This window comes from Flavobacterium sp. GW821-FHT12A05 (genome assembly GCF_058807735.1).
Window position 1 is genome coordinate 34,271 of record NZ_JBXAQY010000001.1, and the last position, 26,375, is coordinate 60,645.

Below are 26,375 nucleotides of genomic sequence, written 5' to 3' on the forward strand. Positions count from 1 at the left end.
ACACACACAACTATGTTACAATTAAAAATGAAGAAAACGGCCATTATTTTTGTAATGGCTGTTGGTTTTTTTAACCAAACCCATGCCCAGAAAAAGTATCTGTATCAAGATGCCCAGGCGCCTGTTGAAGATAGAGTAAAAGACTTGTTAAGCCGTATGACACTTGAAGAAAAAGTGCGTCAGATGGATATGTACAGAGGAGACTTTTTTAAAGATAAAGAAGATTTTGCGAAATCTAAATCGGCAGAAAAAATTGGGAAATTAGGAATTGGAGCGATTCATGATATTTATCCGCGTTCGGCGAAAATGATCAATGATCTTCAGACTAATGTCATCAAAGGAAACCGCTGGGGAATTCCAGCGCTGATTATGTGTGAAATGCTTCACGGTTATTTAGATGAAGGAAGTACCGCTTTTCCCATGAATATTGGTCTTGGTGCAACTTGGGATATCGCTGTAATGGACAAAGTTGGAAAAGTTATTGGCGCAGAGGCCAGAGCACATGGAGTTCATTTTGGATTTGGACCAAACTTAGATTTAGGACGAGAGCCAAGATGGGGACGTGTTGCTGAAACTTTTGGTGAAGATGCGTACTTGAACAGCGAAATTGGTTTGGCCATGATTAAAGGAATGCAGGGCGATGATTTAAAATCAGATCGTTCGATTATTGCAGAACCTAAACACTTTGCCGTTCATGGTATTCCACAAGCTGGAGGAAATTCTTCTCCAATTTTAGTGGGAGAACGTTCTGCGAGAGAAGATCATCTGCCTTCATTTGAAAAAGCATTTAGAAAAGGAGGTGCGTTAGGAACAATGTGTGCGTATTCTGAATTAGACGGAATTCCTTGTGCTGCAAACCATTGGTTATTAACCGAAGTTTTACGAAACGAATGGGGTTTTAAAGGACTTGTAGTTTCAGATTTAGGAGCGATCAAATACATTCAAACAACTCATAAAGTGGCTGATTCTCCAAAAGAAAGTATTCGCGAAGCAGTTTCTGCTGGAGTTGATATGCAGTTTTATGATTTTAGTAATGAATTTTGGCAGAACACCATTATTGAGTTAGTAAATGAAAAGAAACTGACAATGGAGAACATCGACCGTGCTGCGGGAGGAGTTTTGCGTTTGAAATTCTTATTGGGATTATTTGAAAATCCGTACACAGAAAAAAATCTGATTAAAGAGCGTTTTCATACCAAAGAAAATCAAGCTGTTGCTTTAGAAGCGGCTCAAAAATCTATGGTTTTATTGAAAAATGAGAATAATACTTTGCCTTTAAGTAAATCGTTAAAAAACATTGCAGTTATTGGACCAAATGCAAATGCTTCAAGATTGGGAGGTTATGCTCCTAAAAATAGCGTTGGTATGACAGTTTATGAAGGAGTTAAGGAATTGGTTGGAAAAACGGCCAATGTAGTTTATGAAGAAGGTGTGCCCTTAATTGTAAAAGGACAAATTATTCCATCTAAATATTTGTTTACTCCGGATGAAGCTCAAAACGGATTAAAAGGAGAATATTTTAACAACAGAAATCTGGAAGGAACTCCGGCATTGACTCGTATTGACAGTCAGTTAGAGTTTGACTGGCCTTGGGCGCCAGGTGATGGTGTCAATGTAGATGATTTTTCTATTAGATGGACAGGATTCTTAAAATCAGAACAGGCATTGGATGGCTGGTTAGGTTTAAGTTCTGATGACGGAATCAGAATGTATATTGATGACCAATTGGTAATAGACAACTGGACAAAAGGAGCGACAAGCATGGTGACGGTTCCAAAAAATATCGAAAAAGGTAAAAAGTATAAAGTCCGCATTGAAATGTGGGAAGGAGGCTGGGGTGCCAGAGCTCATTTCCGTTGGAATTTAGAAAAAGTAAACTTACAGCCGGCAATCGAAGCCGCTAAAAAAGCCGATGTTGCGATTGTAGTTTTAGGAGAATCTAACGAATTGGTAGAAGAAAACAGAGATGTTGCTTCTTTAGACTTATTTGGAATACAACAGCAATTAATCGAAGAGATTCAGAAAACAGGAACTCCTGTAGTTTGTGTATTATTAAACGGCCGTCCGCTTTCTACCAACTGGATTGCTGAAAATATTCCGGCAGTTTTAGAAGGCTGGTTTCCGGGAGAATTAGGAGGAAGAGCAGTGGCTGATGTTTTATTTGGAGATTATAATCCGGGTGGAAGACTGCCAATTACAGTTCCAAAATCGGTTGGACAGTTACCTATCTATTACAACCAAAAACCATCGGCGATTCATAAATATGTGGCCGAGAGTGAACATCCCTTATACACATTTGGTTACGGATTAAGTTATACCAAGTTTGAATATTCAAATTTAAAAGTCAGTTCGAAAGAAATTAAAACAAACGGAGAAGTAAAAATTTCTGTAGATGTTAAAAATGTTGGAGACAGAGATGGAGACGAAGTGGTTCAGTTATATATTAATGATGTTTATAGTTCTGTTACCACACCAGAAAAAACATTAAAAGGATTTAAGAGATTAAATATTAAGAAAGGCGAAACTAAAATGGTCGAATTTACCATTACCCCAGACGAGCTATCTCTTTGGAACAGAGAAATGAAGCGCGTTGTTGAGCCTGGAGATTTTGAAGTTATGGTGGGAGGAAATTCGACAGATTTACTTAAATCTACTTTTAAGGTTTTGAACTAAAAGGGGTTAAAAGTAATAATATGTTTAACGATTAAGAGAATTAAAAATGAATGCTGTTAAAAAATCGATAAATCGCTTAGATTAATTCGAAAGGTGTTTGGGAAATAAAGCGGATAAAGCTTACAATTTATAACGTTTTCGTACCCTAAAAATATAAATGTATTCCCAACACCTTTTCAAAATTGTCATTTGTCGAAATTTTAATTTGTTAACAGATTGTATTCTTAAGTTTAACATGTTATTAACTCAAAAAACAACTAAATATGTTCAAGAACGTACTAAAACTACTGTTCGTAGTGTGCTTATTTGGATTTCAGAATCTAAAAGCACAAACAACAGTAAAAGGAACGATAACAGATGCTCAAAGCGGAATTCCGATTCCGGGAGCAAATGTTGTTGTGAAGGGAACAAAAACAAGTGCCTCATCAGATTTTGATGGAAAGTACACGATTACAGTTCCAAATCAGTCAGCAGTTTTGGTTTTCTCTTATGTTGGTTCAGCTTCAAAAGAGGTAGCCGTAGGAACTCAAACTACAATTAATGCGGCTTTAGGCGCTGCAACACAACAATTAGGAGAAGTAGTGGTAACCGCTCTTGGTATTAAAAGAGAGAAAAAAGCCATTACGTATTCGGCACAAAACATTTCAGTAGACGAGCTTTCAGAAGCAAGATCATTAAACGTTGCCAACTCACTTTCAGGTAAAGTTGCGGGTCTTAACTTCTCTACGACATCAAATGGTGTTGGTTCTTCTTCCAGAATTACATTAAGAGGTAATAGATCGCTTACTGGTAACAACCAGCCTCTTTATGTAGTAGATGGTGTGCCAATTAGTAACGGAACCGGTGCTGGTAATGACAATGTTGATACAGGAGGTACAACACAGCCAGACGGTATTTCGAATATTAATCCGGAAGATATTGCTTCGATGACGGTTTTAAAAGGACCATCGGCAGCAGCACTTTACGGAACCAGAGCAAGTAATGGTGTTATTGTTATTACTACAAAATCTGGTAAAGCTGGAAAAATGTCGGTTTCGTTGTCATCTAATTTTATGGCTTCGACTGCTTACGACTTGACAAATTTCCAAAATGAATACGGACAGGGAGATTTAGGAAACTACAGTTCGTCTTCGACTTCAAGCTGGGGACCAAAGTTTGACGGAAGACAAGTTCCGGCATGGCAGCTTGTTCGTAATCCTGACTATGCAGGACCTGCAACGACAGATTACACCCCGCAGCCAAATAATGTTATGGATTTTTATAAAACAGGTTATAACTTAGCTAATACATTGGCTATTACAGCTGGAAATGAAAAATCGCAGGGTTATTTCTCTTATACCAACACGCGCGCAGAAGGTATAGTAGGAGGAAACCAATTAGACAGGCATAATATTAATTTAAGATTTACAAGCAAGCTTACAGAGAAATTATCATTAGATGCCAAAACAAATTATATTGTTCAGGATATCGATAATTTGTTAAGAACGGGAGAGGAGTCTATTGGTACATCTGCTTATTTATTGCCTCGTAGTATTAAATACAATGATTACAAAGATTTTGAATACCGTGATGCGGCAGGACAATTACAAAAAAATTACTTCGTAGATCAGGCTGGAACTCCGGGAGGGAATCCGTTTTGGTCAGCATTGCGTGACAACGATCGTCAGGACAAAAGAAACAGATTCATAGGTCTTGCGTCTCTTAAATATGATTTTACAAGTTCTTTAAGCTTACAAGTAAGAACTGGTCTAGATCAGACAACAAATAAAATTATTACAAAAAAATATGCTACTGTAGAGTTCAACCAAAATGTGGGTAACTACAATGAATTTTATGAAACAGCAACAGAATTCAATACAGATGCTTTGCTTTCTTACAACAAGAAATTTGGAGATTTTGCTGTAGGGATCAATGCTGGAGCTAATATGTTGAAACAAAATAGTTCTTCGCTGAGTGCCGGAGGACGTTTAGGAAAAAGAAATTATTTTGCCATGTCGAATGTGCCTGTTGTTGCGGCAACTTCTGCAAGTTCAGAAAGACAAATTAATTCTGTATATGGTTTTTCTCAAATCGGATTCAGAAACTATTTATTCTTAGATTTAACAGCCAGAAATGACTGGTCTTCAGCTTTACCATCAGATAATAGATCTTTCTTTTATCCTTCTGTAGGTTTATCAGGAGTTATTTCAGATATGGTTACGTTGCCGGAAGTTATCAGCTTTGCTAAATTAAGAGCTTCTTACGCAAAAGTGGGTAACGATACAGATCCTTACCAAACAAGTTCAAGATTAAGATATATTGGCGGTAACGGTGGTATTTTATTTCCACAGTCTACAGCAGGAAATCCTAATTTAAAACCAGAAATGTCTAATTCGATAGAATTTGGTGCCGATGTTAGATTCTTTAAAGGTCGTTTAGGATTAGATCTTACTTATTTTAAAACCAATACCAAAGATCAGATTTTCTACATCAATACTCCTGAATCTTCTTCAAAAGAAAGAGCGATTGTTAACGGCGGCGAGATTCAAAATAAAGGTTTTGAGGCGGTGCTTACAGCAACTCCAATTCAAACTGCAAACTTTACTTGGGATATTACAACCAACTTTGCAACTTACAAATCTGAAGTAAAATCTATTTACGGAGGAAGAGATGAATTAGTTTTAGGTCAGGGAAGATTAGTAAGAAGTAAAGTAGTATTAGGCGGCGAATACGGAGATTTATACGTGAAAGGTTTCCAAAGAGATCCAAACGGAAATATTATTGTAAACAGTGCAGGTCTTCCATTGGCAACAAACGGATTTGATGTAAGAGCCGGAAACTTTAACCCAGATTGGACTGCAGGTTTTAGAAACAGCTTTAAATACAAAGATTTCTCTTTAAGTTTCCTTGTTGATTTTAGAATTGGCGGCGAAGTTATTTCATATACTCAGGCGAGAATGGCTGGTTTAGGAGTAAGTGATATTACACTTAACGGCAGAGCAGGAGGAATTGTAGTTCCTGGTGTAGTTGACAACGGTAACGGAACTTATTCTCCAAACACTACCAGTATTACAGCAGAACAATACTGGACATCAATTGGACAAAGAGATCCGGTAGCAGAGCCTTTTATTTATGATGCTACCAATATTCGATTAAGAGAACTTGTTTTTGGATATTCTTTACCAAAACGTTTATTAGGCGATTCAGGTTTTTCAAGTATTGATTTCTCATTAGTAGGAAGAAATTTATTCTTCTTCATGAATAAAGCTAAATATTTTGATCCAGAAGCAGGTGCTGGTACAGGAAACCTGCAAGGTGTAGAGTCTTTCAACATTCCTTCGACGAGAGATTATGGGGTAAATGTTAAATTCGGATTTTAATTAAAAAAAGAGATATCATGAAATATAGTTTTAAAATAAAAACAATAGGAGTTGTATTAGCAGCGGTTTCTATTTTGTCAAGCTGTACAAGCGATTTTGATGAAATAAATACTGATCCTAATTCACTAACTGAAGATCAGTTAGATGCTTCTATGACAGGACCGGCATTTGCAACAGCCCTTTATGCAGGTATTCACAACGGAGCCGGTGAAACTACCGGATATGCAGATGATCAGGGAACCTGGGGTATTGCAACAGGTATTTTATCTTCTACATTCGTTCAATATCTTTCTTGTGGTTATGGTACAGAAAGAAATGATTTCGTAAACGGTTATGAGTCACGCGGATGGACAAGATTTTACACAATCGCAGTTCCAAGTTTAAATTATGCTTTTAAAGCTGCCGAAGGAAATGCAGAGGCTACCGCAATCCTTAAAATCTGGAAAGTGTTTATGTACAACCAAATGGTTGATGCTTATGGGCCAATTCCGTACTCTGAAGCAGGAAATAATAAAGAAAAAGTATCTTATGACAGCGTAGAATCTATTTACGAAGATTTCTTTAAATTATTAAATGAATCTAATGCAGTATTAAGTTCTACTTCTGTAAATACAGTTTTAGGTTTTGAGTCAAACGATAGAGTTTATCAGGGGAATACCGATAAATGGAGAATTTTTGGAAATAGCTTAAGATTGCGTTTAGCCTTAAGAATTTCTGATGTACAGCCTGCTAAAGCAAAAACAGAAGCAGAAGCCGCTGTTGCTGCAGGAATCATGCAAAACAATCAGCAGAGTGCTTATTTCTTAGTTAGTACCATTACACCAAACAACTTAAACATGGTTGTTGGCGGATGGGGCTACAAAATGACTGCTTCTATGGAAAGCCTTTTGTTAGGTTACAGTGATCCAAGGTTGCAAAAATGGTTCTCACCAGGAAGCACAGGTATATACATTGGCCGACCAGTTGGTACTATAAACAATTATTTCGATCAGGAAAAAAATAAAGTTTTCTCTCCTTTTAATGAAAATGTTTTAGGTTTAGGACCAAATCCCGGTTCTTCTCCTTTAAGCAATAGTAAAAATATAGAAATATTCATGGCTTCTGAAAACTACTTTACAAGAGCAGAAGGAGCATTAAACGGATGGAATATGGGCGGAAGCGCTCAGGCATTGTATGAAGAAGGAATTAGATTGTCTATGTCGCAATGGGGAATTACAGATCCTGCAGCGATTAACAACTACATTGCCGGAACTTCATTGCCAACAGCTCCAAATGTAAACACAATTTACCCTGGTTTAGTTACAGAAAGTATTCCGGTTAAGTTACCAGTTGCATGGTCGGCTTCTGTTGCAGATCAGCGTACGCAGATTGCAGTTCAGAAATATTTAGCAATTTTCCCAGAATCATGGGAGTCATTCTCTGATTTAAGAAGAAGCGATGCTAAAGTAATCTATCAGCCGCTTAATACAGACAACAATGATGCAGGAGTTGGAAAAAGCCTGCTAAAAAGAATTGTCTATGTTACAAACGAATATTCTTCAAACAGAGATGCTGTTCTGGATGGTATTTCAAAATTAAAAGGTCCTGATACCGGAGGAACAAAACTTTGGTGGGATACTAAATAATTAATTTGGTTGAGTAAAGAAACACACATTCTTTACTTAAAGGTAAAAGGAGAGGAAACTCTCCTTTTGCTATATATAAAAGTTAGATTATGAATTTTAAAATATATTACCCAGTTGTTTTATTGCTTTTTGTTTCCTGCACTTCGGTAAAGTACGAACCAAAAGCCATAAATATCACCCAAAATTATATTGCTGCAAATCCGGTTACTACGGCCAGTCATGCTTCAACAATAACAGAATTAGAAAATAATACGCTTTTAGCCGCTTGGTTTGGCGGTAAATACGAAGGCGCTAAGGATGTTGGTATTTATGTTTCTTCTTATAAAGAACAAAAATGGTCAACACCAAAAGAACTTATAAAACCTTTAATTAAAGACGGAGATACACTGCCATGCTGGAATCCGGTTTTGTTTAAAAGCAAAAGCCAGAATTTGTATTTGTTTTATAAAATTGGGAAAAATCCAAGAGAATGGTTTGGCGCCATGATTGTTTCTAAAGATGATGGAAAAACGTGGAGCGATTCAAAATATCTTCCAAAAGGTATTTTAGGCCCAATCAGAAACAAACCTATCGAAACTATTCCCGGCGTTATTTTATGTGGCAGCAGCACCGAAAGTATCGACGATAATAAATGGCGGGTTTTTATAGAAACCTACACAGAAACAACCGACAGCTGGACGATTAAGGATATTAACGACAAGAAAAATTTTGATATAATTCAGCCCACATTTTTAGTTCATTCTGATAAAGAAATCCAGATTTTATCCCGAAGCCGGCATAATAAATTAATTTCAAGCTGGTCTGAAGATAAAGGAAAAACATGGCAGAAAACAGACAGCATTAATGTAGTAAATTCAAACTCAGGAGTTGATGCGGTAACACTATCAGATCAATCCTTTTTATTGGTAAACAACCCTTTAAAAATGGGAAAAGACTGGTTTAACGGAAGAAATGTTCTGGATGTAGAATATTCGAAAGATGGCGTTTCGTGGAAGAAATTATTTGATTTAGAAAATCAGAAAGAAGGAGAGTTTAGTTATCCGGCCATTATTCAGACTTCAGATAAAAAAGTTCATATATTGTACACCTATAATCGAAAGTTTATCAAGCATACCACATTCGATTTAAAATAAAAACAGAGATTATGCAGAAATACTGTCTTGCCTTAGATTTAAATAACCACCCAGATTTAATTGCCGAATACATCGAATATCATAAAAACGTTTGGCCTGAAATCCAGAAAAGTATTAAAGATTCCGGAATCACCAATTTAGAGATTTACAATATAGGTGATCGCTTGTTTATGATTATGGAAACCAATGCCGATTTCTCATTTGCAGAAAAAGCAAAACGAGATGCCGAAAATCCGAAAGTGCAGGAATGGGAAACTTTAATGTGGAAATTCCAGAAAGCACTACCTCAAGCCAAATCTGGTGAAAAATGGATTTTAATGGATAAGATTTTTGAACTGAAATAAAGTTTTTTGGCACACGGATGAAACGGATTTGCTTCGCAAAAGCACGGATAAGCACTGATTTGTTTTGAAATCTATAAATAAAATCCGTTTAAATCTGCGTTTTCGCGATGCGAATCAGTAAAATCTGCGTCTAAATTTTAGATAATTAATTAAATATGAAATTTTTGCAAAACCTCAACTTTAAATTCATTTACGGCTTATTTTTTTTGAGCCTCATTACCAATGCTCAAAACAATAAAATGGCACAGACTTTTTACAAACATGATAAATATCTTTCTTCGGATAAATTAGAAGGTCGTTTCGTAGGAACAAAAGGGAATAATGACGCTGCAGCTTACATCAAAAAATATTTTAAAAAGTATGGTTTACAAAAGTTTAATGATACGTACGATCAGCCTTTTAAAGTATTTGTAAAAGAAGGAATCAACAAAGCAAAATCCGACAGTGTTTCGACCCAAAATGTTTTTGGATTTATTGAAGGTTCTGATGAAAAACTCAAAAATGAATTTATCGTTATAGGTGCGCACTACGACCATTGGGGCTGGGGCGGAAAAGGTTCCGGAAGCAAAAAGAAAGATACCATTGCGATTCATAACGGTGCAGATGATAACGCATCTGGAGTTTCGGCTTTGTTGTGTATTTTAGAAGAAGTTTCGAAATTGAAAGTTAAACCCAAACGAAGTATCATTTTTATTTCTTTCAGCGGAGAAGAAGAAGGTTTATTAGGTTCGAAATATTTCATAAATCATTTACCAGTCAAAAAAGAAGCCGTAAAAGTAATGCTGAATATGGATATGGTAGGAAGACTAAATGCCGAAAAACAAATTTATATGGGGGGTGCCGGAACTTTCCCCAACGGTGTTGAACTCATGAAAAAACTAGGAGAAAACAGCGGACTAAATCCGGTAGTTTTCGCAGGAGATGTCGGCGGTTCTGATCACGTTTCTTTTTACAAAGCTTCCATTTCCGCTATAGGATTCCACACAGGTGGACATCCGCAATACCACACTCCCGAAGACGATATTGATTTAATAAATTTTGAAGGTGGTGCTTTGGTTTCAAAATATATTTATAATGCTTTGGTAAGTATTGCGAATTATAATGAGGAATTGGTTTTTATAAAGCGGGATTAGAAGTGAAAACTGCGCAAAGTCAGAGACATTTGCGCAGTTTTTTGTTGGATATTTCAGAGAATAGATTAAATGAGACAAGTAATTCAATTCGTCGCTCCCGCACGAATCCTTTCGTGTGGTTATATGCTAATTAAAGTCTAGTTTTCAGAACGTATCATAACATTGTTAAAGCTTTTCTTTATATTCTTTGCCGATTATCTTTGTGCCACACGAAAGGATTCGTGCGGGAGCGGGGTTTTCTAGAATTTACGTAGCTTTTATTAATTATTTTGATATGAATCTATTTAGTTACTTGTAAGTTTTTCCTTCGCATTGCCAAGATAATGATAAAATTGTATCTTTTTTATGAATATTAAAAATTACTTCCCCCTTTCTTTTGATTATTGTATCTCCTATTGAAATAAGATTATTATATTCACTCCATCCATCATTTTGATATTCAATTTTTTGACCTGTTACAGGATTAATTCCTTTGATGTTAAATCTGTAAAATCCTGTATTAGGAACATCTTTAACGACGATAAAAAACTCATCGTTTTTTCTTTTTTCAAATAAACTCTCACAATCTGCTTTTAAACAAGAATTGAAGACAAAAAAAAGTGGGAAATATAAGTAATGTCTCATTTTAGTTTTTTTTTGAGTTATAAAAAATTATAGTTCTTGATCCTGTAGCTCCTCCATTAAATCCAGCTTGTAAGTTTAAACTTTTTGTTTCTACACCTTTATCTGAAACTTTAAAATCACTTTCTGCTGATTTAGTATATGTGCCACCAAAAATCAACGAGCCTGTATAGCCAACTGAATAATCTCGCATTCCAGAGAAAACATCCGTGTTACCTCCGTAATTATCATACATATCGTAAGATAAGCCAAAACCAAATTTAGGCATTCCAATAGTTCCGTTATAACCGATATTGCCTCCATAACTTCCAAAGAAAACATAATTGTTATTTTGGTCAAATGCAAATCCTATCGTCGCATGAAATTCTCCAAAAATACCTGTTGATACATTAACATTGGCAGAAAGGCCAATAGCATCAGGAATATACGGTGAATAAGGATTTGGACCATCTATATACTTATAACTATCAAAATAGCCTTTATAATAATTTTGAAAAAAGGAAAGTTTTTTCTTTTTAGAAGTAAAAAAAGTTTCATTTAATTCGGTCGCTTGTATCCAAGACCCATCAGGGTTAGCTTGATAAGCTGTGTTGTCACTTTTATCATAATACGTTTCCCCAGGTGCTCCTTTCCATTTGGGCTCAATATCATTATTAGAATTACTTGCTTGGTGCCTATCTGCCCAAGTTTGATGCCTTCCATTTATATTCTGACTATCATGAGTGTAATCTTTTGCTTCCATTCCATCTGGATCAATAAAATACATAGGGTTATTAAGTGCATACGTATATGGGTTAAATTTTCTTGATGTTTCTGCTAAAGGATCAATATTCATCCAACGCCCTAGTGCCAGGTCATAATTCCTTGCCCCATAGTCATAAAAATTGAGCTCCAGTTCGTCCTGCAGTTCTTTACCATTGTATTTATATTTATTTTCTACGCCAATTTTAACACCGTTATATCCTATATGTTTTAAACCAAAAGGATAATAGTTGTTTTCTTCCTGAATAGTTAAGCTTTTATCATAACTCAGACGGATGTTACCCAGATGATCTTTATACTGGTAAATATATCTATAAGAACCACCGGAAGGCTCCACATAGCCTTCAGCTGTTGGGAAGAACTTCAAAGAGGTGTTCTCGTATTGATATACTCCCAAATAATCTGTAATTGTCGGTTGCGGAACTCCGGTTCGATTTACGATTTTCTGTATTTTCTGTCCCTGCGCATTGTAAATGTAAAGAATATTTCCAGTTGAGGCAAAGGTTACTTTAAGGGGCAGGTTTAAATGGTTGTAGGTAATAGAAGTAATCTCTTTATTGGTATCTAAGATCATATTACCATTGGCATCATATTTATATTGGTCTGCTGCGTTTGTCTGCGCAATTTGAGTAGTAAAACCAAAATAATTGTTTCCTTCTTCTTTTACTCTGTTTAACTGGTTTCCGTTGTAGGAATAAATCATGTAATCCATCCACTCTAAATTTGCCTGCGAAACTACATCTCCGGAACGGTGCAGGAAAGTAATATTACCGTTTTTGTCGTATTGTAATTTTTCAAAATAACTTGAATTCTCGGCAGAGGTCGTATTGTTTCTAAAATCAGCATTTGTCAGCCTGTTGAGTTTGTCATAGGTGTAATTATAATTTCGAATTATATTTTCTGAATTAGAGGTTTTCCAATGGGTCTGGCTTATATTTCCATTGTATAATGGACTTCCTCCAGATGTTGGGCTGTTGTAATTAATCTGGAAAGCAAACAAATCTTTCGGGTCGCCTGGCTTAGAAAGCGCACCTACGTCATTAATTGCAGTAAGCCATCCTCTGGTGTTATAGCTGTAGTTAATGTTCTGAGTATTGTTTCCGACTTTTTTAGAAATAAGCTGTCCGAGTTCATCATAATCATTATTAGCAATAACCTCCACAGGTCCATTATTTATCTGGTGGGTCTGAGTTATTAATCTATCTTGAGCCGAGTAAGTAAAACTGTCTCTGGTTGTAAGCTCGGCATCAGATGCTGTTCTTTTGTGTCTGGTGATACTGTATTCTGGTTTTCCTGTAAAATCGAGTTTAATATCGCTGTAAGTATACCCTCCTAAATGGTTCAGATTATAGACTCTGACAGGTCTTGCACTCTCGTCATAGAAAGTAACAGTGATTTCTGCTAGTGTTTCTAAGGATGAGGTAAGCACTCTTGTCCAGGAAGCAGAGGCAAGTCCTTTAATTGAAGCCAGAATATTCTGTCCTTCTACACCACTTAGGAGTGGTACCGAAATTGCCGATAGATTAGGGAAATTATAATTATCATAATAATTAACGCTCAACAATTTAAAGGCTTTTGGTTCTGTATTATTGGTGTAATAAGCAGGGATTCCGTCTAAGGTGCCTGAGGTTGTTTTACTTTCGTTAATTACAGTAAGGCTGTTCTGTGTATTCTGCAGTGAGGCTCTTCCGGCAGAAGAGGCAGGCGCAGACGTTGACCATCCGGTATAAACAGGTCGGTTAAAAGCATCGTATTTGGTTATAATCCATCCCGCAGCGCTTAAATCAGAAAAAGGAGAGTTTGCAGGTCCTGTGGCAACAGGTCTGTCGAGTTTATCATACACGATAAATTCCCATTGTTTTCCAGGGAGTTTTTTCTCTGCCATACGGTTACGGCTGTCGTATTTGTACTGATAACATAAATCATCTAAAATTCTTTGTGTACCATTATTAATAACAGCCGAAAAAGTGCTTCCCGCCTGGGCATGAAAACCCGTTAGGAGTTTAATAGAATTTGAAGCTGTTAAGTTTAACGTATTTCCGGAAGTTATCACCGCTGTTGAGGTTAAATCTGCCTGCAGGCTTGTCGTGCCGTCAATTAAATCAGCTGCTTTTGGCGGGATAACAAAGGTAAGATTTCCGTAAATATCATAAACATAATAAGTATCATGTCTGGCCTGTGCATCATATGTTCTTTTAAGCACAACCTGTCCTTCCTTGTTTTTAAATTCTACTGTTGATCCGTTGATTTCAAGCGGAGCTGCAGCTGTATTTTCATCATAAGTGACAGTTTTGTAGAGTTCATTGTTATTATAATATCCGTTATTTATTAAGGTAACAGTATAAAGTCCCAATGAAGCATCCCAGCTGGTATTGGCCGAAAACAGTTTAACCTGATCTGCGGCAGTATTAGCCTGATAATCTATTTTTATTTCATGTCCATTTCCCAGTCTCCAGTCGTTTCCGGGAGCAGCTTGTTTCAGGACACGGTTAAGAGGAGAGGCTTCAAATTCTTTTTTACTGAAAGGATAGCTTGTGGCTTCCATGGCAGGATTTCCGTTAACTGCCGGATTTGGATTTGCATAATACGACAATGCATTTGCTTCAGCACCTGGGTCAAAAGCCATATTGGTGCTGGCAGATTTAAAAGGCAGGTAATCTGCTTCCTGTCTTCCAAAGCCATCATATTTTATAGGAGTAATGATATCATTTCCTGATTTAGACTGCTGAAAGGCTGTCTGCTGGATTGGTCTTCCCAGTCCGTCAAAGTAGGTTACATTCTGTGCGGCCTGAGAAACAGCAGGCGATGGTATTTTTACAGTGCTGCGTACTTTATATTTTACAGTTTTGATATAGTTTTCAGTCTGTGTCTGGCTGTTTACAATAAAAGGAAACAAAACCAAAAGAAGTTTTAGTATATTTTTCATGATGCTTTTGGTTTATTGTTTGTAATTGTACTGGTTCTCAGAAAGGATGTTTCCTTTGTCGTCTTTTACAAATTCAAGTCTTCCAAAACTGTCATAGGTGTAGGTTATGGTTTGTCCTTTTGGATCAGTTATGGTGCTTACTCCCACCAATGGAATATAGGTGTAAGTGGTAATCATCGCATCTGGCAGGGAATTCCTTAATGCATTTAAAGCTAAAATAAAGTTTGCCTCACTGCTTGTATTGGAATGATTCTGCAGATTTGATACATATGGAGCGACTTGGTTGTAAGAAGCATTTTCGATTTTTGCAATAGGCTGTGTTTTATTGTAACCCCAGATTATTGAAACGGGTGTACCGTTTTCAATTGAATATTCCAGAACGTTTCCGTTTCCTACTGTAACGCCGTTAATTATATCAGTATCATATAAAGTAAAGTTTATTTTTCGGTTTGCATCATTAAAAGGAAAAGTTTCGATTAATCCTTTTGAAGAATGAATTTCTTTTGGCAAAAGCAGGTTACCTGTAGCACTGCTCAGTTCATATTTAGTATTAGATTCTGATGTTTGTACATCGTTGACAAAAGTTTCTGTTTTTATAGGCTTGTCAATTTTGTTTTGGTTTATTAAGCCCTGCATTTCTACGCTTTGTTCTGTTGATACTAAATCCTGAGGATAGCTCAATTTAGTTTTCAAAGTTTCAGCTTTACTGTTTTTAGTTTCAGTTTTCGTTACTTGATAATGTGCTGGATTTTCATAACTATAAGTGGTTGTTTTTTGAGTTGTTGGATTCTCATTACTATCATAATCTGTCTCAATAGTATTAGTTATTACTTTTTTACCTTGTGACGTTTTCCCTACTGCATAGTAAAACTGGCCTGAGTAGTAATCATTACCTTGAACATACGGTAAGTTAAAAGATGCAGGATAATCTCCAGGAGTTTGTTGAGAGGGAAAATTATTAAAAACAACGTTATAAGAGAGAGCTGACTCTTTTAAAATAGTATATTGATTAACGACACTTTTAATTAGTTTAAACGTATTAGGAGTTCCAGCATTTTTATAAGTATTTGTTCTAAGTAACGATCCTTGATTCCAAAGATCATTTTTATAAAAAGCAAAATTAGTTAGGTACTGTAAGGGTAAACCTATATTAAAAGATTGGTTTATATTGAAAAAAGGGCTTTTGAAAAGAGTTGGCAAGTTTAGGGCATATATTTCAAAAAGACGACTCGATGGAATATTTTCATACAAGTATTCTGTTTTGCCGTTTTGGAGACTATTTTGAATGTCAGTGTCAAATTCTGTTACTTTGCCATAAGTAATTGCTGGTGAGCCCCCCGTATTATTATCGAAAATTGCCGAAGTAGAAAGTACCGGAATAATGTCTGATTTTACATTTAGTTCAAACATTCCTCTAACATAAGTTCCATTACCTTCTTTTACTAATACATTTTCATTTTCGTATAGAAATTGTTTTGTAGTGCTGGGATTACTATTTTTTCCATCATAATTTTTGATTGATTTTATTCTTAATCCTCCAATGAATTTAGTAGTAGGAGTAGTGGTAGATCCTGCACTTTCCGACCAGCTTACACTTATTGAAGTAATAGGACATCCATTAGCTCCAATATTACCAGATCTGTATTCATTTGCTGTTATAGTATGTGTGCCAGAAACTTCTTTTTTCATATAAAGGCTTCCTCCTGCTGTAAAAGGTAAAGGTCGATAGTAGGCTTGACCATCAAATGTCACATTTGCAGTTCCTCCAGATTCTTGGGTTGCCGGCATAAAATTAATAGATATTTCACCTGAACCTGAAATATAATTATTTGTAGTAAATGTTTTAGATTCAAAGCTGGGCAGATTTGGATTGGTACATCCTTTTCCAAATGCAGCCACAGAAGCACTTCTATAAGTAATTACTGGGGTAGTAACATTTTCAATGTATCTGTTTGCTTCGTATTCAAAAGAAGAGTATCCTCCCTCCGGGTAAGTTATTTTTTGAAGAATTCCGGATTTCATTCTAGCCTCGTTAGCAGATCTATTTCCGTTACCAATTGTTATTGTACCATCTTGATTAGCATAGTCGGATGTTCGTCTTAATAGAGTAGCGGGGGTTAAATTACCAGAATTATTGTTGATATAACCCCAGTAATCTTTTTGTGTTGTACCTCTTATTGGTAAAGTTGTACTTTCATATTCAAAAGTATGCTTAGTGTTTAAAATATTGTTTTTTAATTGCAATAGCCTTAAAGATTTAGATCTACTATTTTCATCTCGCTGTGATGGCATATAATAGGGATTAGCTGTTGTGATATAACCACCGCTTCTATTATAATAGTCATAAACAAAACTATATTCTTGTAAGAGTGTTTCACTTGATTGATTTGTTCGAAAAACACTAATTTTATCTAATTTGTAATCGTCTCCTAAATCGATTCTGTCTTTTGCAGATGTAAACTTTATTATTCCATTATTAAATTTTATAGACTCTAAAAAAAGTTTATTTGAAATTGTACTAAGGGAAAGCATAGATTTAAGATAGGCAGATGAAGAAGAAGCGTTAAAAGAGCCAATTAGTGATTCACCTGTAACAATAGGGTAATCAATAACGCTTGGGATATTTTTATAATAAAAATAAATGTTATCATTTGGGCTTTTACTATTTGGTGGAATTATCTCTTTTAAAAACCAAGATGTAACATACGTACGTAGATTTGAAGAACTGTTATTTTGGCTGACTGATTCAGTCGCATCTTGTGAATCTAAACCTACGCCAAAGTGATAAATAGTTCCATCGTCTTTAGTAATTTCAATTGTCTGCTGATTATTTATAAATTTGACTACTGTATTTTGTAAATCTTTAAAAACAGCCTTATTATTTACAAAATAATATGTACCAGATAAACCAGGTGCATTTACTATAAATTCGTCATATGCAGTATCATTGTCACCATATACTCTCGGATCTGCTTTGAATTGATTGTATAAAACAGCATAGCTTTGAGCATTAAATGACAAATTTGATAAATCTGGTATTGGAGTACCGTTGTCTGGTATTCCTTTAACATTTCTTACAATGGCACCTCCTGCATTTAAGTTCCAGCCCAAGCCTACCCAAGATGCAAGTTCGTCTAACTGTATACCGGCACTATTATAGCTTAGATTAATTGGTACAGTTAATTCTTTTGTTTTGATAGTATAAATAGGAATACTGATGTTTATTTTTCCAGTTGAATAATCTACTGGAAATAAACCTGGTTTAGCAAATGAAGCCGCATTTGGACTTACTGGAAAGTAATTAGGGACATCTTTGGTAACTTGCGCTAGTAATGAACTTGGAATTAATAAAATAATGAATATTACTTTTAGAATAGTAGTTTTGGTCATATAGGCTAATTAATTTATAAAGTAAATTTTGTTTGTAAGAATACTACAATGATAATTATAATTTTGTAGTATAACAGTCAAAATATGTGAATTAATATTAACAAAACTATTCTTTATTGTTAATATGTGTAAAATGTAATTAGCTAGTTAATCGCACTGCTTAAAGGAAATAAGGTAAATGAATTACTGCTCGTAACAAAGATTAAACTTAGTTCGGCAGATTAATAATTCAACCTTGCAGGATATAAAAAAGAAAACCTCGTAGTAGTTACGAGGTTTTGTAATTAAAATTATTAGTCAGTTATTTACTGATTTTGCTCAAAGAAAGATTTCCTAAAACGATTTCAGCTTTAGGACCTTGATTGGTATTTTGTAAACTTTGGACTTTCCATCCTATTGTCCTTTTTTTAGGCAATGTGTCAAGATTTATAATAATATTATTTTGATAACCTTTATAAAAAGCATCCTTATCTGTGTAATCAGAACCTATAAACCATGTTGAGTAATATCCTTTTAAACTTTCCTTATCACTAACTATAATTAATTGATATTTATCGTTAACTATTTCTGCTTTTTCGTTTTCTGCTCCTGAATATCTCCATTGATATTCTAACCATGCAGATTTAACGTTTATTGATAAAGTATCATTAATCTTGTACTGTTTTTTACTAGTTGCATATTCCTTAATAAAAACAGCTCTTGCTTTTGATTCTTCTATATTTGTGCTTGCTCCAATACCGCCATTTTCAACAAAGAAATTACAAGAAAAACAAGATATTGAAATCAGTATGCAGAATAAAACACGCAAGGACTCCTTTTTTTTAAGCGAGTAATCTAGAAAAGTTTTAAGCTTCATGACGTTTTTTTTAAATTAATAGATTTATTCAAGCGGCCCTGCAATAACTTTATATTGTGGTTTAGTTGGAAGATTTGGTAAATGTATTACTCTTCCTTAATAGTCTTAGCGATCAAAGCTAGAAACTTTTAATAGTGATTGTAGATTTAACCTAATTGATAGATTGGCTTAAGTTTATGAGGAAAACAAAAAACCTGTGCAAATTTATTATGCACAGGTTTTATTTTTAGGTTAGTGATTAAATCTTATTGTTTTGGATTTAAAAAACCAATTGGTATTAATAGAATTACAAAAACAACACTTAGAATAATGATTTTAAAAGGATTATTACCCATATAATTTTTATCAACAAAAAAATCGTTTTTTGAATCATACAGAAAAAGTGCTTTTTGTCCAATAATATAATTTTCGCAATCCTCTGTACTAGTATTAATAATGTATGTTTTTGTTTGAAAATTAATTTTCACATAAGTTTTAATTGATGGAGCAGTACTACATCTTTTGTCTACTATTAAACATTTTTTTACTTCTTTTGTTTCTTTAGATTTAGCATAATCAATGCTATAATAAACGAGCAATAAAAATGTTATTGCTATAAAAAAGATTCTATTTTTGCTATAATTTTTCATGTTTATTCGACTACTCCACCTTCTTCAAGAGTCCCAACTGAAACTGTTGATTTACTTGAACTTGACGAGTCATTTTTAAATAATGTATCTGTTAAAGCATTAAATCCTCCTTCTTTAAAAGCATTCAGTACTGTATTTACTCCGTGATATCCCGCTTCATAATTTTCGAACTTAATTTGAGCTTTATCTAATTTATCTTGTAATTTCCATTTTTTTCTTAAGTTATTTGCCTGACTTATTTTTTCTTTAAGCTTGGCAACTTTAGCAGCACTTTTATTCATTTTACTAAATAATTTGCTTTCTAATTTATCGATATATTTTTGAGGAATAATATTTCCTGCGACTGCCTCAAGTAACCCTCCGGTTAAAGATTTCCAGAAATTGAATTCTCCCTTTCCTGCATCTTTCATAACATTTTCGACAGTTCCTACAAGAAGGTCTACTCCAAAATTAATCATTTTTTTAAACATCTCCTTTCCAACTGGACTTGTAAGTACTGTTTTAAAAGAAGAAATCCCTCCTGATAATGCTCCAGATGCACCTGAGACAGTTAAAGACCATATACTAATGTCAGTGGTCATAGAGGTTTCTAAATCATGCTTGTCAAAAAAATAACTAAAACCTGCTTGGGCAATATAGTCAGATACAACTCCTATAACAAAGCCTACAGGGCCAGGCATTTTTCCATCATCATCAATAAAATTTAATGGATCATTATAAACATAAGCAAAGGGAGAATGGTCAGGATTTAATTCTGATAATGGATCAATGTTCATCCATCTGCCAAGAGAAGGATCATAATTTCTGGCATCGTAATCGTATAGATCTAATTCTTCTTGTAGTTCCATGCCATTATACTTATACTTTTGTCCAGCGCTATTTCCTTTACCAGCATAATCGGTTACAAAATTGTATCCCTTTTGCTTTAAGCCAAAAGGATAATAATTATTTTCTTCTATGATTTCTAGATCATCTGTTACGGTATTTTTAGTATAACTTAATCGTACACTGCCTAGATGATCTCTATATTGATATATATAGTCGAAATTTCCATTATTTTTAGCAACATATCCTTCGGGTTGTGGAAAGAATTTAAGGACATCATTTTCATAAATAAAACCAGAAGCATATTTTGTGGTGTTATTACCAATTTTTTTACTTTGTTTTGCTCCTAACGCATCGTATTTATAATCAATAACAGTTCCATTTGTAAGGGTAATCTGTGTAGGTAGATTTATGTGATTATAAGCAATTGATAATATACCTTTGTTAGTGTCACTTATCATATTTCCATTATTGTCATAACTGTAGTCATCGGTATTGTCTATAGCTGTATTTATAGCATCATCTTTAAATCCGAACCCATCAATTGGTGCTGAATCAGTTACCTTTAATAGTCTATTTCCTCCATCATAGTAATAATTAAGATCATCCATTGTACCAAAATCATTTGGATTAGTAATTAGGGGAACGGGGCTTCCTGTAACGATTGCCCCTAAACGTTTTAAATATGTAATATTTCCATTTTTATCATACTTAATAGTTTCGTTGAACTTATTTAAGTTATCAGTTGCATTAATTAATCTGTTTAAACTATCATAAGTATAATGATAACTTTTTAAGCTGGGATCATCGTTGGCTGTTTTCCAAAGAGTCTCACTTATGCTTCCATTAAATAATTTATCTGTTTGACTGTCATTATAATTGATTTGGAAACCAAATAGATCGTTTGCTGCTAAAGTTATTGTGCTATTATTTGTGTCTGAATCATTAATACTTTTTAGCCATCCTCTAATATTGTAACTAAGATTAACATTTTGTAAACGTGATTGATTTACTTTACCTCCAACATCTTTTGTAATTAAGTGTCCAAGATTATCATAAGTATTTGCCACTACAATTTCTTCTGTTTGATTATTAATCTTTTGCTTATGGATTGTCATTCTTCCCATATGATCATAAGTAAATACATCCACAATTGTAATTAATGCTTCGTTTAGTTTTTGATGTGTATTTATCGATTCAAGTATTTTACCTCCAAAATCAAATTGCCTTTTTGCAGTACTTACTATACTAAGATAATTGTTTTTGTTATAGTTATAAATGGGTCTTTCTTTTGAGTCATAGTAAACAACATTTGTAATCCAATCAGAAGTCTCTAGAACACGAATTTTAGAACAAGTGCTTAATCCTTTTGGATTTACAATTGGTGTTATGCCGTAGGATATACTAGAATCACCACCATTTAATTCAGTTGTTAAATTAAGATAATTATCATAATAATTTACGGTAAATAGTTCAACTCCTGTATTTGGTAAAGATCCAACAGGAAAAGAAATATTAGTATAATTAGCAGTTCCTGTTCCAATAATAGTAGAACTAGTAGTTCTGGTTTCGTATAAATTGCTATTTGCATTAGCCGCAGATTGAACAGCTGCTCTTGTAAGATTTACGGCATCTGTATATTCTCCGGTATAAACAATTCTATTAAATGCGTCATACTTAGTAAATAGCCATTTGTTTTTTGTTCTTTGATTAGCGTCTTGAGTTAAAATTTCTCTGTCAAGCTTATCATAAACAATATATTCCCAATCTTTTCCAGGTAGTTTTTTCTCCACCAATCTATTTTTTGTATCGTACTTATATTGGTAACATAAATCATTTAATATAGCTGTAGTAAAAGCTCCATCTGCTTTAGGGGGTAACACAAAAGTCAGATTGCCATAGTCATCATAAATGTAATATGTTTCATGAGATGTATTAACTTCTACGTTATTAACAACTGAGACGCCATATGTTTTTTTAAGTATTAAATGACCATCTTTATCTGTAAATTCTTCAGTAGTGTTATTAGTTCCACTTGTCCAATTTTCATCTTTAATAATAGTTTTAAATAGCTGACCAGTTTGATAATAAGTGGTTGAGGAAGGGATTGCATTGTAGGCGTTGTCTGATAAATTTAATGCTACAGTATACAGTTTTACTTCATTTGCTAAATTGGTTTGGTAATCTGTTTTTATTTCATGACCACTGCCTAAAGCCCAATCTGTTCCTGGCGCTGCCTGCTGTAGAACACGATCATCTGGAGAATCTTCAAATTTTTTCTGAGAAAATGGATTTGGAGTAGTACTACTAATTTCGTTTGGGAAATTTGAAATATAATAATTACTTGTACCCAAAGAAGCATTATTTCGATATGACGCTGTGGGATCAATAATTTCTGCATATGGAAGATAATCTTTATCTTTGCGCCCTATATTATCATATCCAATATAAGTAACAATATCTTTATATGATGGAGATCCTTTTATAGCGATTTTCTGCATTGGGCGACCCAAACCATCATAATAAACAATACTTTCTATAACATCTTTATTTGAAGTAATCTCAGAGCTGCTTTTTAATGCTTTTTGATAATTTCGATTAAAAATATAGTTTTCATTGCTAAACGTTAAAGCAGTGTAAGCATCTGAGGAAATTTTTGCGGTAAAAGTACTTCCAAATTGAATAATAGAAGTAGGTTTAATTATTATACTTTGAGTGGCAACAAGAGTTTGTGGACCACTTTCAGGAGTAACTGTATAATCTGTTTTTGTTATTGTTTCGGAAGTTTGAGCCTGAAACTGACCACTTGTAAAAAGAAATAGTATTGTTAAGTATTTTAATGTATTTATCATTGTACTACTAGTTTTTATATTTATATGTGTTTTCGGAAATAATATTTCCATCGGCGTCTTTTACAAGTTTTAGACGATTTAACTCATCATAATGATAGTAGGTAATATTACCCTTAGGATCAGTAACGGTACTTATCCCAATAAGTGGTTTATAGGTATAAGTAATTACCATAGCATTTGGTAAATTCGTTCTTAATTTATTAAGTTCCGTTATTAATAATTGCTCGTCCATACCATTAGAAAGAGTTTGCAAATTTGATATGTAAGGGTCTACTTGGCTTGAAGTTGCATTGTCAATTTGCGCAATAGGTTTGGTCTGGTTATAGCCCCATATGTAAACAGTAGATACCCCGTCTTTTTTACTGGCCTCTTTCACGTTTCCATTTGCATAATAACTTTGAAAATTAACATCTTCAAAATAATTGACTGATTTTGTAAAGTTTAAAATAGGTTTACTATCCTTAAGGTAAGAATCTATAAAAGCAGTGTTAGATCTTTCTAATTTATATATTTTAGATTTAACTATATTGGTGTTGTCATACTTATATTCTGTTAATGAAGAGGATAGGACTTTTTCTGTGCCATTATTTATTGTTTTTTTAACCTCTATTGGAAATTGTAAATTGATATCATTCATTCCTTTAATGACTTGGCCGAAAACGTCCAAAATATAGTTGTTTTCAGGCTGACAAGGACACCAAACGTTATAACAGTTTTGATCTGTTCCACATTTATATTTATTATCAATTTCGCATTGTTTTCTAAAAGCAACACAGTCGACAGTATATTTAATGTTAGTATTATAGTCAGCAGGGTATTTATAATATGTTGATAATTCTTGGCCTTTACTATTTATAGTTTTTATCTTTTTTATAAGATTAATAGTTGGATGATATTCGTTTTCCTCTGTTTCTACTACAGGATTTAATTCATTATTGTCATATGTTGTAGTTACTTTTTTTGTCAAATTATTTTGATAACTAAATATTCTATAACCATGGCTAAAATCCATTGCCCAATTAGACCCCATACTATTCAGATTATAGCGATTAGGATCATCATTATAAAAAAAGGAGATCGTGCTAACTTTTTTCTTGTTAGCATTGTAGACACTTAATTCTTTTAATTTACCTCTCTCTATAGAAGTATCATCAAAACGCACAGCATTCATTACATGAGATTTATTATCTGGATTTGCTAGGAAAGTATTAAGTTCTGCAGATTGAAGATTGGTTATATCTGGATTTGTTAAATTTGTGCTGAATTTTGAAATTTTTGTGCCTCCATTTTTATAAACTTCTGCTACCTCAGAGTATGTGATGTAATTATCATTATAGTTCATGTAACCTATATTGTCGCCTGCAAGTGAATGTATTCTCCATTGAGAAGCCGGGTAACTATAATAAACTAATGCACCAATCCAACCTGATGATGCTGACCTTACATAAGTCATTCTAGTGACATATTTTGGCCAATAATTTATGATACCACTTGATATTCCTGGTGTTGGGCTGTTATAATTTTGGATATATTTAAACTCGCGAACATTTTGGTTTCCTTTATTATCGTTGTCGGTAATTTTTGAGATTCTAATTCCTCCAGCCAAAGGAATATTTGCGTAGTCATAAAGTTTCGGATAAAAATTATTATCAGATTTACGTTCTAGTTTTTTTGAATATGTATGTAATTCGTATTCAAACTCAGATGTACCTTTTGTTGGATAGGTTACAGAAGTTAATACTGCAGTATTTGAATAAGAATTAGGTTCTTTTATGTTTGAAGTGTATTGAATATCGCCGCTTTGGCTGAAGTTAAAAGTAGGAAGCTGTAATTCACCAGTATCATTTCCGCCATTCCAAAAACCCCAATAATCTTTACTGTTTGTAAGCGGGTTAGGCAGGATTTGATTTTGTTTATAAGTAAACTTATAAGGACTTCCAAATTTTTCTTCAACATCAGTTAAAAATACTCTGTTATAATAATTTTGATATTTAAAATTAAACTCTTTTACAGTTTGAGTATCATATTTAATTTGAATACCATCGAGTTTTAAATTTTTCTGATTGAATCTTTGATTTAATCCAATGCTTCCTAAATCACTGGTATTATAAAAAGTATAATCATTTTCGATATAACTAAAATTAATCGTTGTTTTGTCAACAGTAATTTTTTCCAGATAAGAAGTTTTAGTTGCAGTATGATATCTTCCAGATCTAGGTCCAAGAGTATTTCCAGTGGTTTCATTATAGGATAGATTGAACCAGTTTCCTGCATTAAACAAATAATGCTGAGTGTCGCTGGTAGTTCCCGATGGATTGTTGAAATTCTTGTATTCGTATATAAGTTCTCTTCCATTAGGCGCTTTAACTTTTCGTAAATTCCAAGAGGTAATTTTTGGTGCCAGCCCATAGTCGTGATCCAAATCTAAACCCATCGAATATTCTAAATATTTTTTACTTCCTCCAAATGTGTAAACGTAACCTTTAGAATCAGTTATTGTGATTTCAGAATCGACTAATTCAGATTCATGTGTAGCAGCATTACATCTTTGGGCAGCGAATTTTGTTAAGTCAACCTTAAAATTTCCATCCGCTATGACATGTACTTCACCATTGAGGTCAAAGAAAAATTTTCCAGAGTATCCCATAAAATTGAAATTGAACATATCTGGACTTGTTTCATAATTTTTTGAATTATACCTTATTTTAATATCCGGTATAAATACATAATCAGAAGCATTTAAACTTCGATTAAGAAAGGCCTTTTGTTTTGCTAATGCATAATAACCTGAAGTAATAACTTCTATACAACCGCTGCAAGTTACTGATTGATCAACCACATCATCTGGTAAACCCTCTATAGAACGTGTTATGCTTCCTCCGGCATTTATATACCAGTCTAGGCCAACTGCACTAGAACGTTTATTAGGTTTGAAACCTGCAGTATTATAATTAATATCAACTCCAAAAGAGAAATCATTATCAGAATACTTATAAATTGGAACCGAAAGATTCAATGAGCCTGTATACTGAGAAACAGGAATATTTCCATATCTTATAAAATCATAAGTTTGAGGAGAAGGAATATCTATCCTATTTTGACTATAAGCGAAAGAACAAATAAATATTAAACTGGTTATTAAAATTTTTTTCATTGGCTGATTAGGAATTGGTTTAGATTTTGTTTCCCAAAACTAATGAATAATTCTGTCAAAAAAACTGTTGTAGTTTTAATTTTATAGAAAAAA

13 protein-coding genes are annotated in these 26,375 nt (G+C 33.9%); 6 read left to right on the forward strand and 7 right to left on the reverse strand.

The annotated features are described in order from the left end of the window. The first annotated feature begins 12 nt into the window (after window positions 1-12). The 6 genes from AC1RRQ_RS00125 to AC1RRQ_RS00150 all read left to right on the forward strand — a co-directional run bounded on the left by AC1RRQ_RS00125 (window position 13) and on the right by AC1RRQ_RS00150 (window position 10,267). Window positions 13-2,673 (forward strand): glycoside hydrolase family 3 protein, encoded by a 2,661-nt coding sequence (locus tag AC1RRQ_RS00125; protein ID WP_493020223.1) that lies wholly within the window; start codon window positions 13-15, stop codon window positions 2,671-2,673. A gap of 263 nt (window positions 2,674-2,936) precedes the next feature. Next, window positions 2,937-6,032, forward strand: coding sequence for a SusC/RagA family TonB-linked outer membrane protein (locus tag AC1RRQ_RS00130; RefSeq protein ID WP_493020225.1), 3,096 nt, complete (start codon window positions 2,937-2,939; stop codon window positions 6,030-6,032). Between the two features lie 17 nt (window positions 6,033-6,049). Continuing rightward, on the forward strand, window positions 6,050-7,657 hold the full coding sequence (locus AC1RRQ_RS00135) for a SusD/RagB family nutrient-binding outer membrane lipoprotein (RefSeq protein ID WP_493020227.1): 1,608 nt from the start codon (window positions 6,050-6,052) through the stop codon (window positions 7,655-7,657). Between the two features lie 89 nt (window positions 7,658-7,746). Continuing rightward, on the forward strand, window positions 7,747-8,790 hold the full coding sequence (locus tag AC1RRQ_RS00140) for a sialidase family protein (RefSeq protein WP_493020229.1): 1,044 nt from the start codon (window positions 7,747-7,749) through the stop codon (window positions 8,788-8,790). A gap of 11 nt (window positions 8,791-8,801) precedes the next feature. Further along, the gene (locus AC1RRQ_RS00145) at window positions 8,802-9,134 is read left to right on the forward strand and encodes an L-rhamnose mutarotase (protein ID WP_493020231.1); all 333 of its coding nucleotides are present in this window, start codon (window positions 8,802-8,804) and stop codon (window positions 9,132-9,134) included. Between the two features lie 239 nt (window positions 9,135-9,373). Continuing rightward, entirely contained in the window at window positions 9,374-10,267 is an 894-nt protein-coding gene (locus AC1RRQ_RS00150) for a M20/M25/M40 family metallo-hydrolase (RefSeq protein ID WP_493020233.1), read from the forward strand. 288 nt (window positions 10,268-10,555) lie between these two features. Here the strand turns inward: AC1RRQ_RS00150 and AC1RRQ_RS00155 are convergent, their stop codons facing one another. The 7 genes from AC1RRQ_RS00155 to AC1RRQ_RS00185 all read right to left on the reverse strand — a co-directional run bounded on the left by AC1RRQ_RS00155 (window position 10,556) and on the right by AC1RRQ_RS00185 (window position 26,144). After that, the gene (locus AC1RRQ_RS00155; RefSeq protein ID WP_493020235.1) at window positions 10,556-10,891 is read right to left on the reverse strand and encodes a hypothetical protein; all 336 of its coding nucleotides are present in this window, start codon (window positions 10,889-10,891) and stop codon (window positions 10,556-10,558) included. A gap of 1 nt (window position 10,892) precedes the next feature. Then, window positions 10,893-14,576: a DUF6443 domain-containing protein gene (locus AC1RRQ_RS00160; protein ID WP_493020237.1), complete on the reverse strand. Its 3,684-nt coding sequence runs from the start codon at window positions 14,574-14,576 to the stop codon at window positions 10,893-10,895. 12 nt (window positions 14,577-14,588) lie between these two features. After that, complete coding sequence (locus tag AC1RRQ_RS00165) at window positions 14,589-17,966, reverse strand: RHS repeat protein (RefSeq protein ID WP_493020239.1); 3,378 nt, start codon at window positions 17,964-17,966, stop codon at window positions 14,589-14,591. A 301-nt stretch (window positions 17,967-18,267) separates the two neighbouring features. After that, complete coding sequence (locus AC1RRQ_RS00170; RefSeq protein WP_493020241.1) at window positions 18,268-18,822, reverse strand: hypothetical protein; 555 nt, start codon at window positions 18,820-18,822, stop codon at window positions 18,268-18,270. Window positions 18,823-19,067: 245 nt separating this feature from the next. Then, window positions 19,068-19,451, reverse strand: a complete 384-nt coding sequence (locus tag AC1RRQ_RS00175) for a hypothetical protein (protein WP_493020243.1) — start codon at window positions 19,449-19,451, stop codon at window positions 19,068-19,070. A gap of 2 nt (window positions 19,452-19,453) precedes the next feature. Further along, window positions 19,454-23,128 (reverse strand): DUF6443 domain-containing protein, encoded by a 3,675-nt coding sequence (locus tag AC1RRQ_RS00180; protein WP_493020245.1) that lies wholly within the window; start codon window positions 23,126-23,128, stop codon window positions 19,454-19,456. Window positions 23,129-23,135: 7 nt separating this feature from the next. Continuing rightward, window positions 23,136-26,144, reverse strand: coding sequence for an RHS repeat domain-containing protein (locus AC1RRQ_RS00185; protein WP_493020247.1), 3,009 nt, complete (start codon window positions 26,142-26,144; stop codon window positions 23,136-23,138). Window positions 26,145-26,375: the final 231 nt, after the last annotated feature.

Excerpts from the sequence above, each read along its gene's own strand:
- AC1RRQ_RS00125 (WP_493020223.1), top strand. The coding sequence starts at position 13 with ATGTTACAATTAAAAATGAAGAAAACGGCCATTATTTTTGTAATGGCT.
- AC1RRQ_RS00130 (WP_493020225.1), top strand. The coding sequence starts at position 2,937 with ATGTTCAAGAACGTACTAAAACTACTGTTCGTAGTGTGCTTATTTGGA.
- AC1RRQ_RS00135 (WP_493020227.1), top strand. The coding sequence starts at position 6,050 with ATGAAATATAGTTTTAAAATAAAAACAATAGGAGTTGTATTAGCAGCG.
- AC1RRQ_RS00140 (WP_493020229.1), top strand. The coding sequence starts at position 7,747 with ATGAATTTTAAAATATATTACCCAGTTGTTTTATTGCTTTTTGTTTCC.
- AC1RRQ_RS00145 (WP_493020231.1), top strand. The coding sequence starts at position 8,802 with ATGCAGAAATACTGTCTTGCCTTAGATTTAAATAACCACCCAGATTTA.
- AC1RRQ_RS00150 (WP_493020233.1), top strand. The coding sequence starts at position 9,374 with ATGGCACAGACTTTTTACAAACATGATAAATATCTTTCTTCGGATAAA.
- AC1RRQ_RS00155 (WP_493020235.1), bottom strand. The coding sequence starts at position 10,891 with ATGAGACATTACTTATATTTCCCACTTTTTTTTGTCTTCAATTCTTGT.
- AC1RRQ_RS00160 (WP_493020237.1), bottom strand. The coding sequence starts at position 14,576 with ATGAAAAATATACTAAAACTTCTTTTGGTTTTGTTTCCTTTTATTGTA.
- AC1RRQ_RS00165 (WP_493020239.1), bottom strand. The coding sequence starts at position 17,966 with ATGACCAAAACTACTATTCTAAAAGTAATATTCATTATTTTATTAATT.
- AC1RRQ_RS00170 (WP_493020241.1), bottom strand. The coding sequence starts at position 18,822 with ATGAAGCTTAAAACTTTTCTAGATTACTCGCTTAAAAAAAAGGAGTCC.
- AC1RRQ_RS00175 (WP_493020243.1), bottom strand. The coding sequence starts at position 19,451 with ATGAAAAATTATAGCAAAAATAGAATCTTTTTTATAGCAATAACATTT.
- AC1RRQ_RS00180 (WP_493020245.1), bottom strand. The coding sequence starts at position 23,128 with ATGATAAATACATTAAAATACTTAACAATACTATTTCTTTTTACAAGT.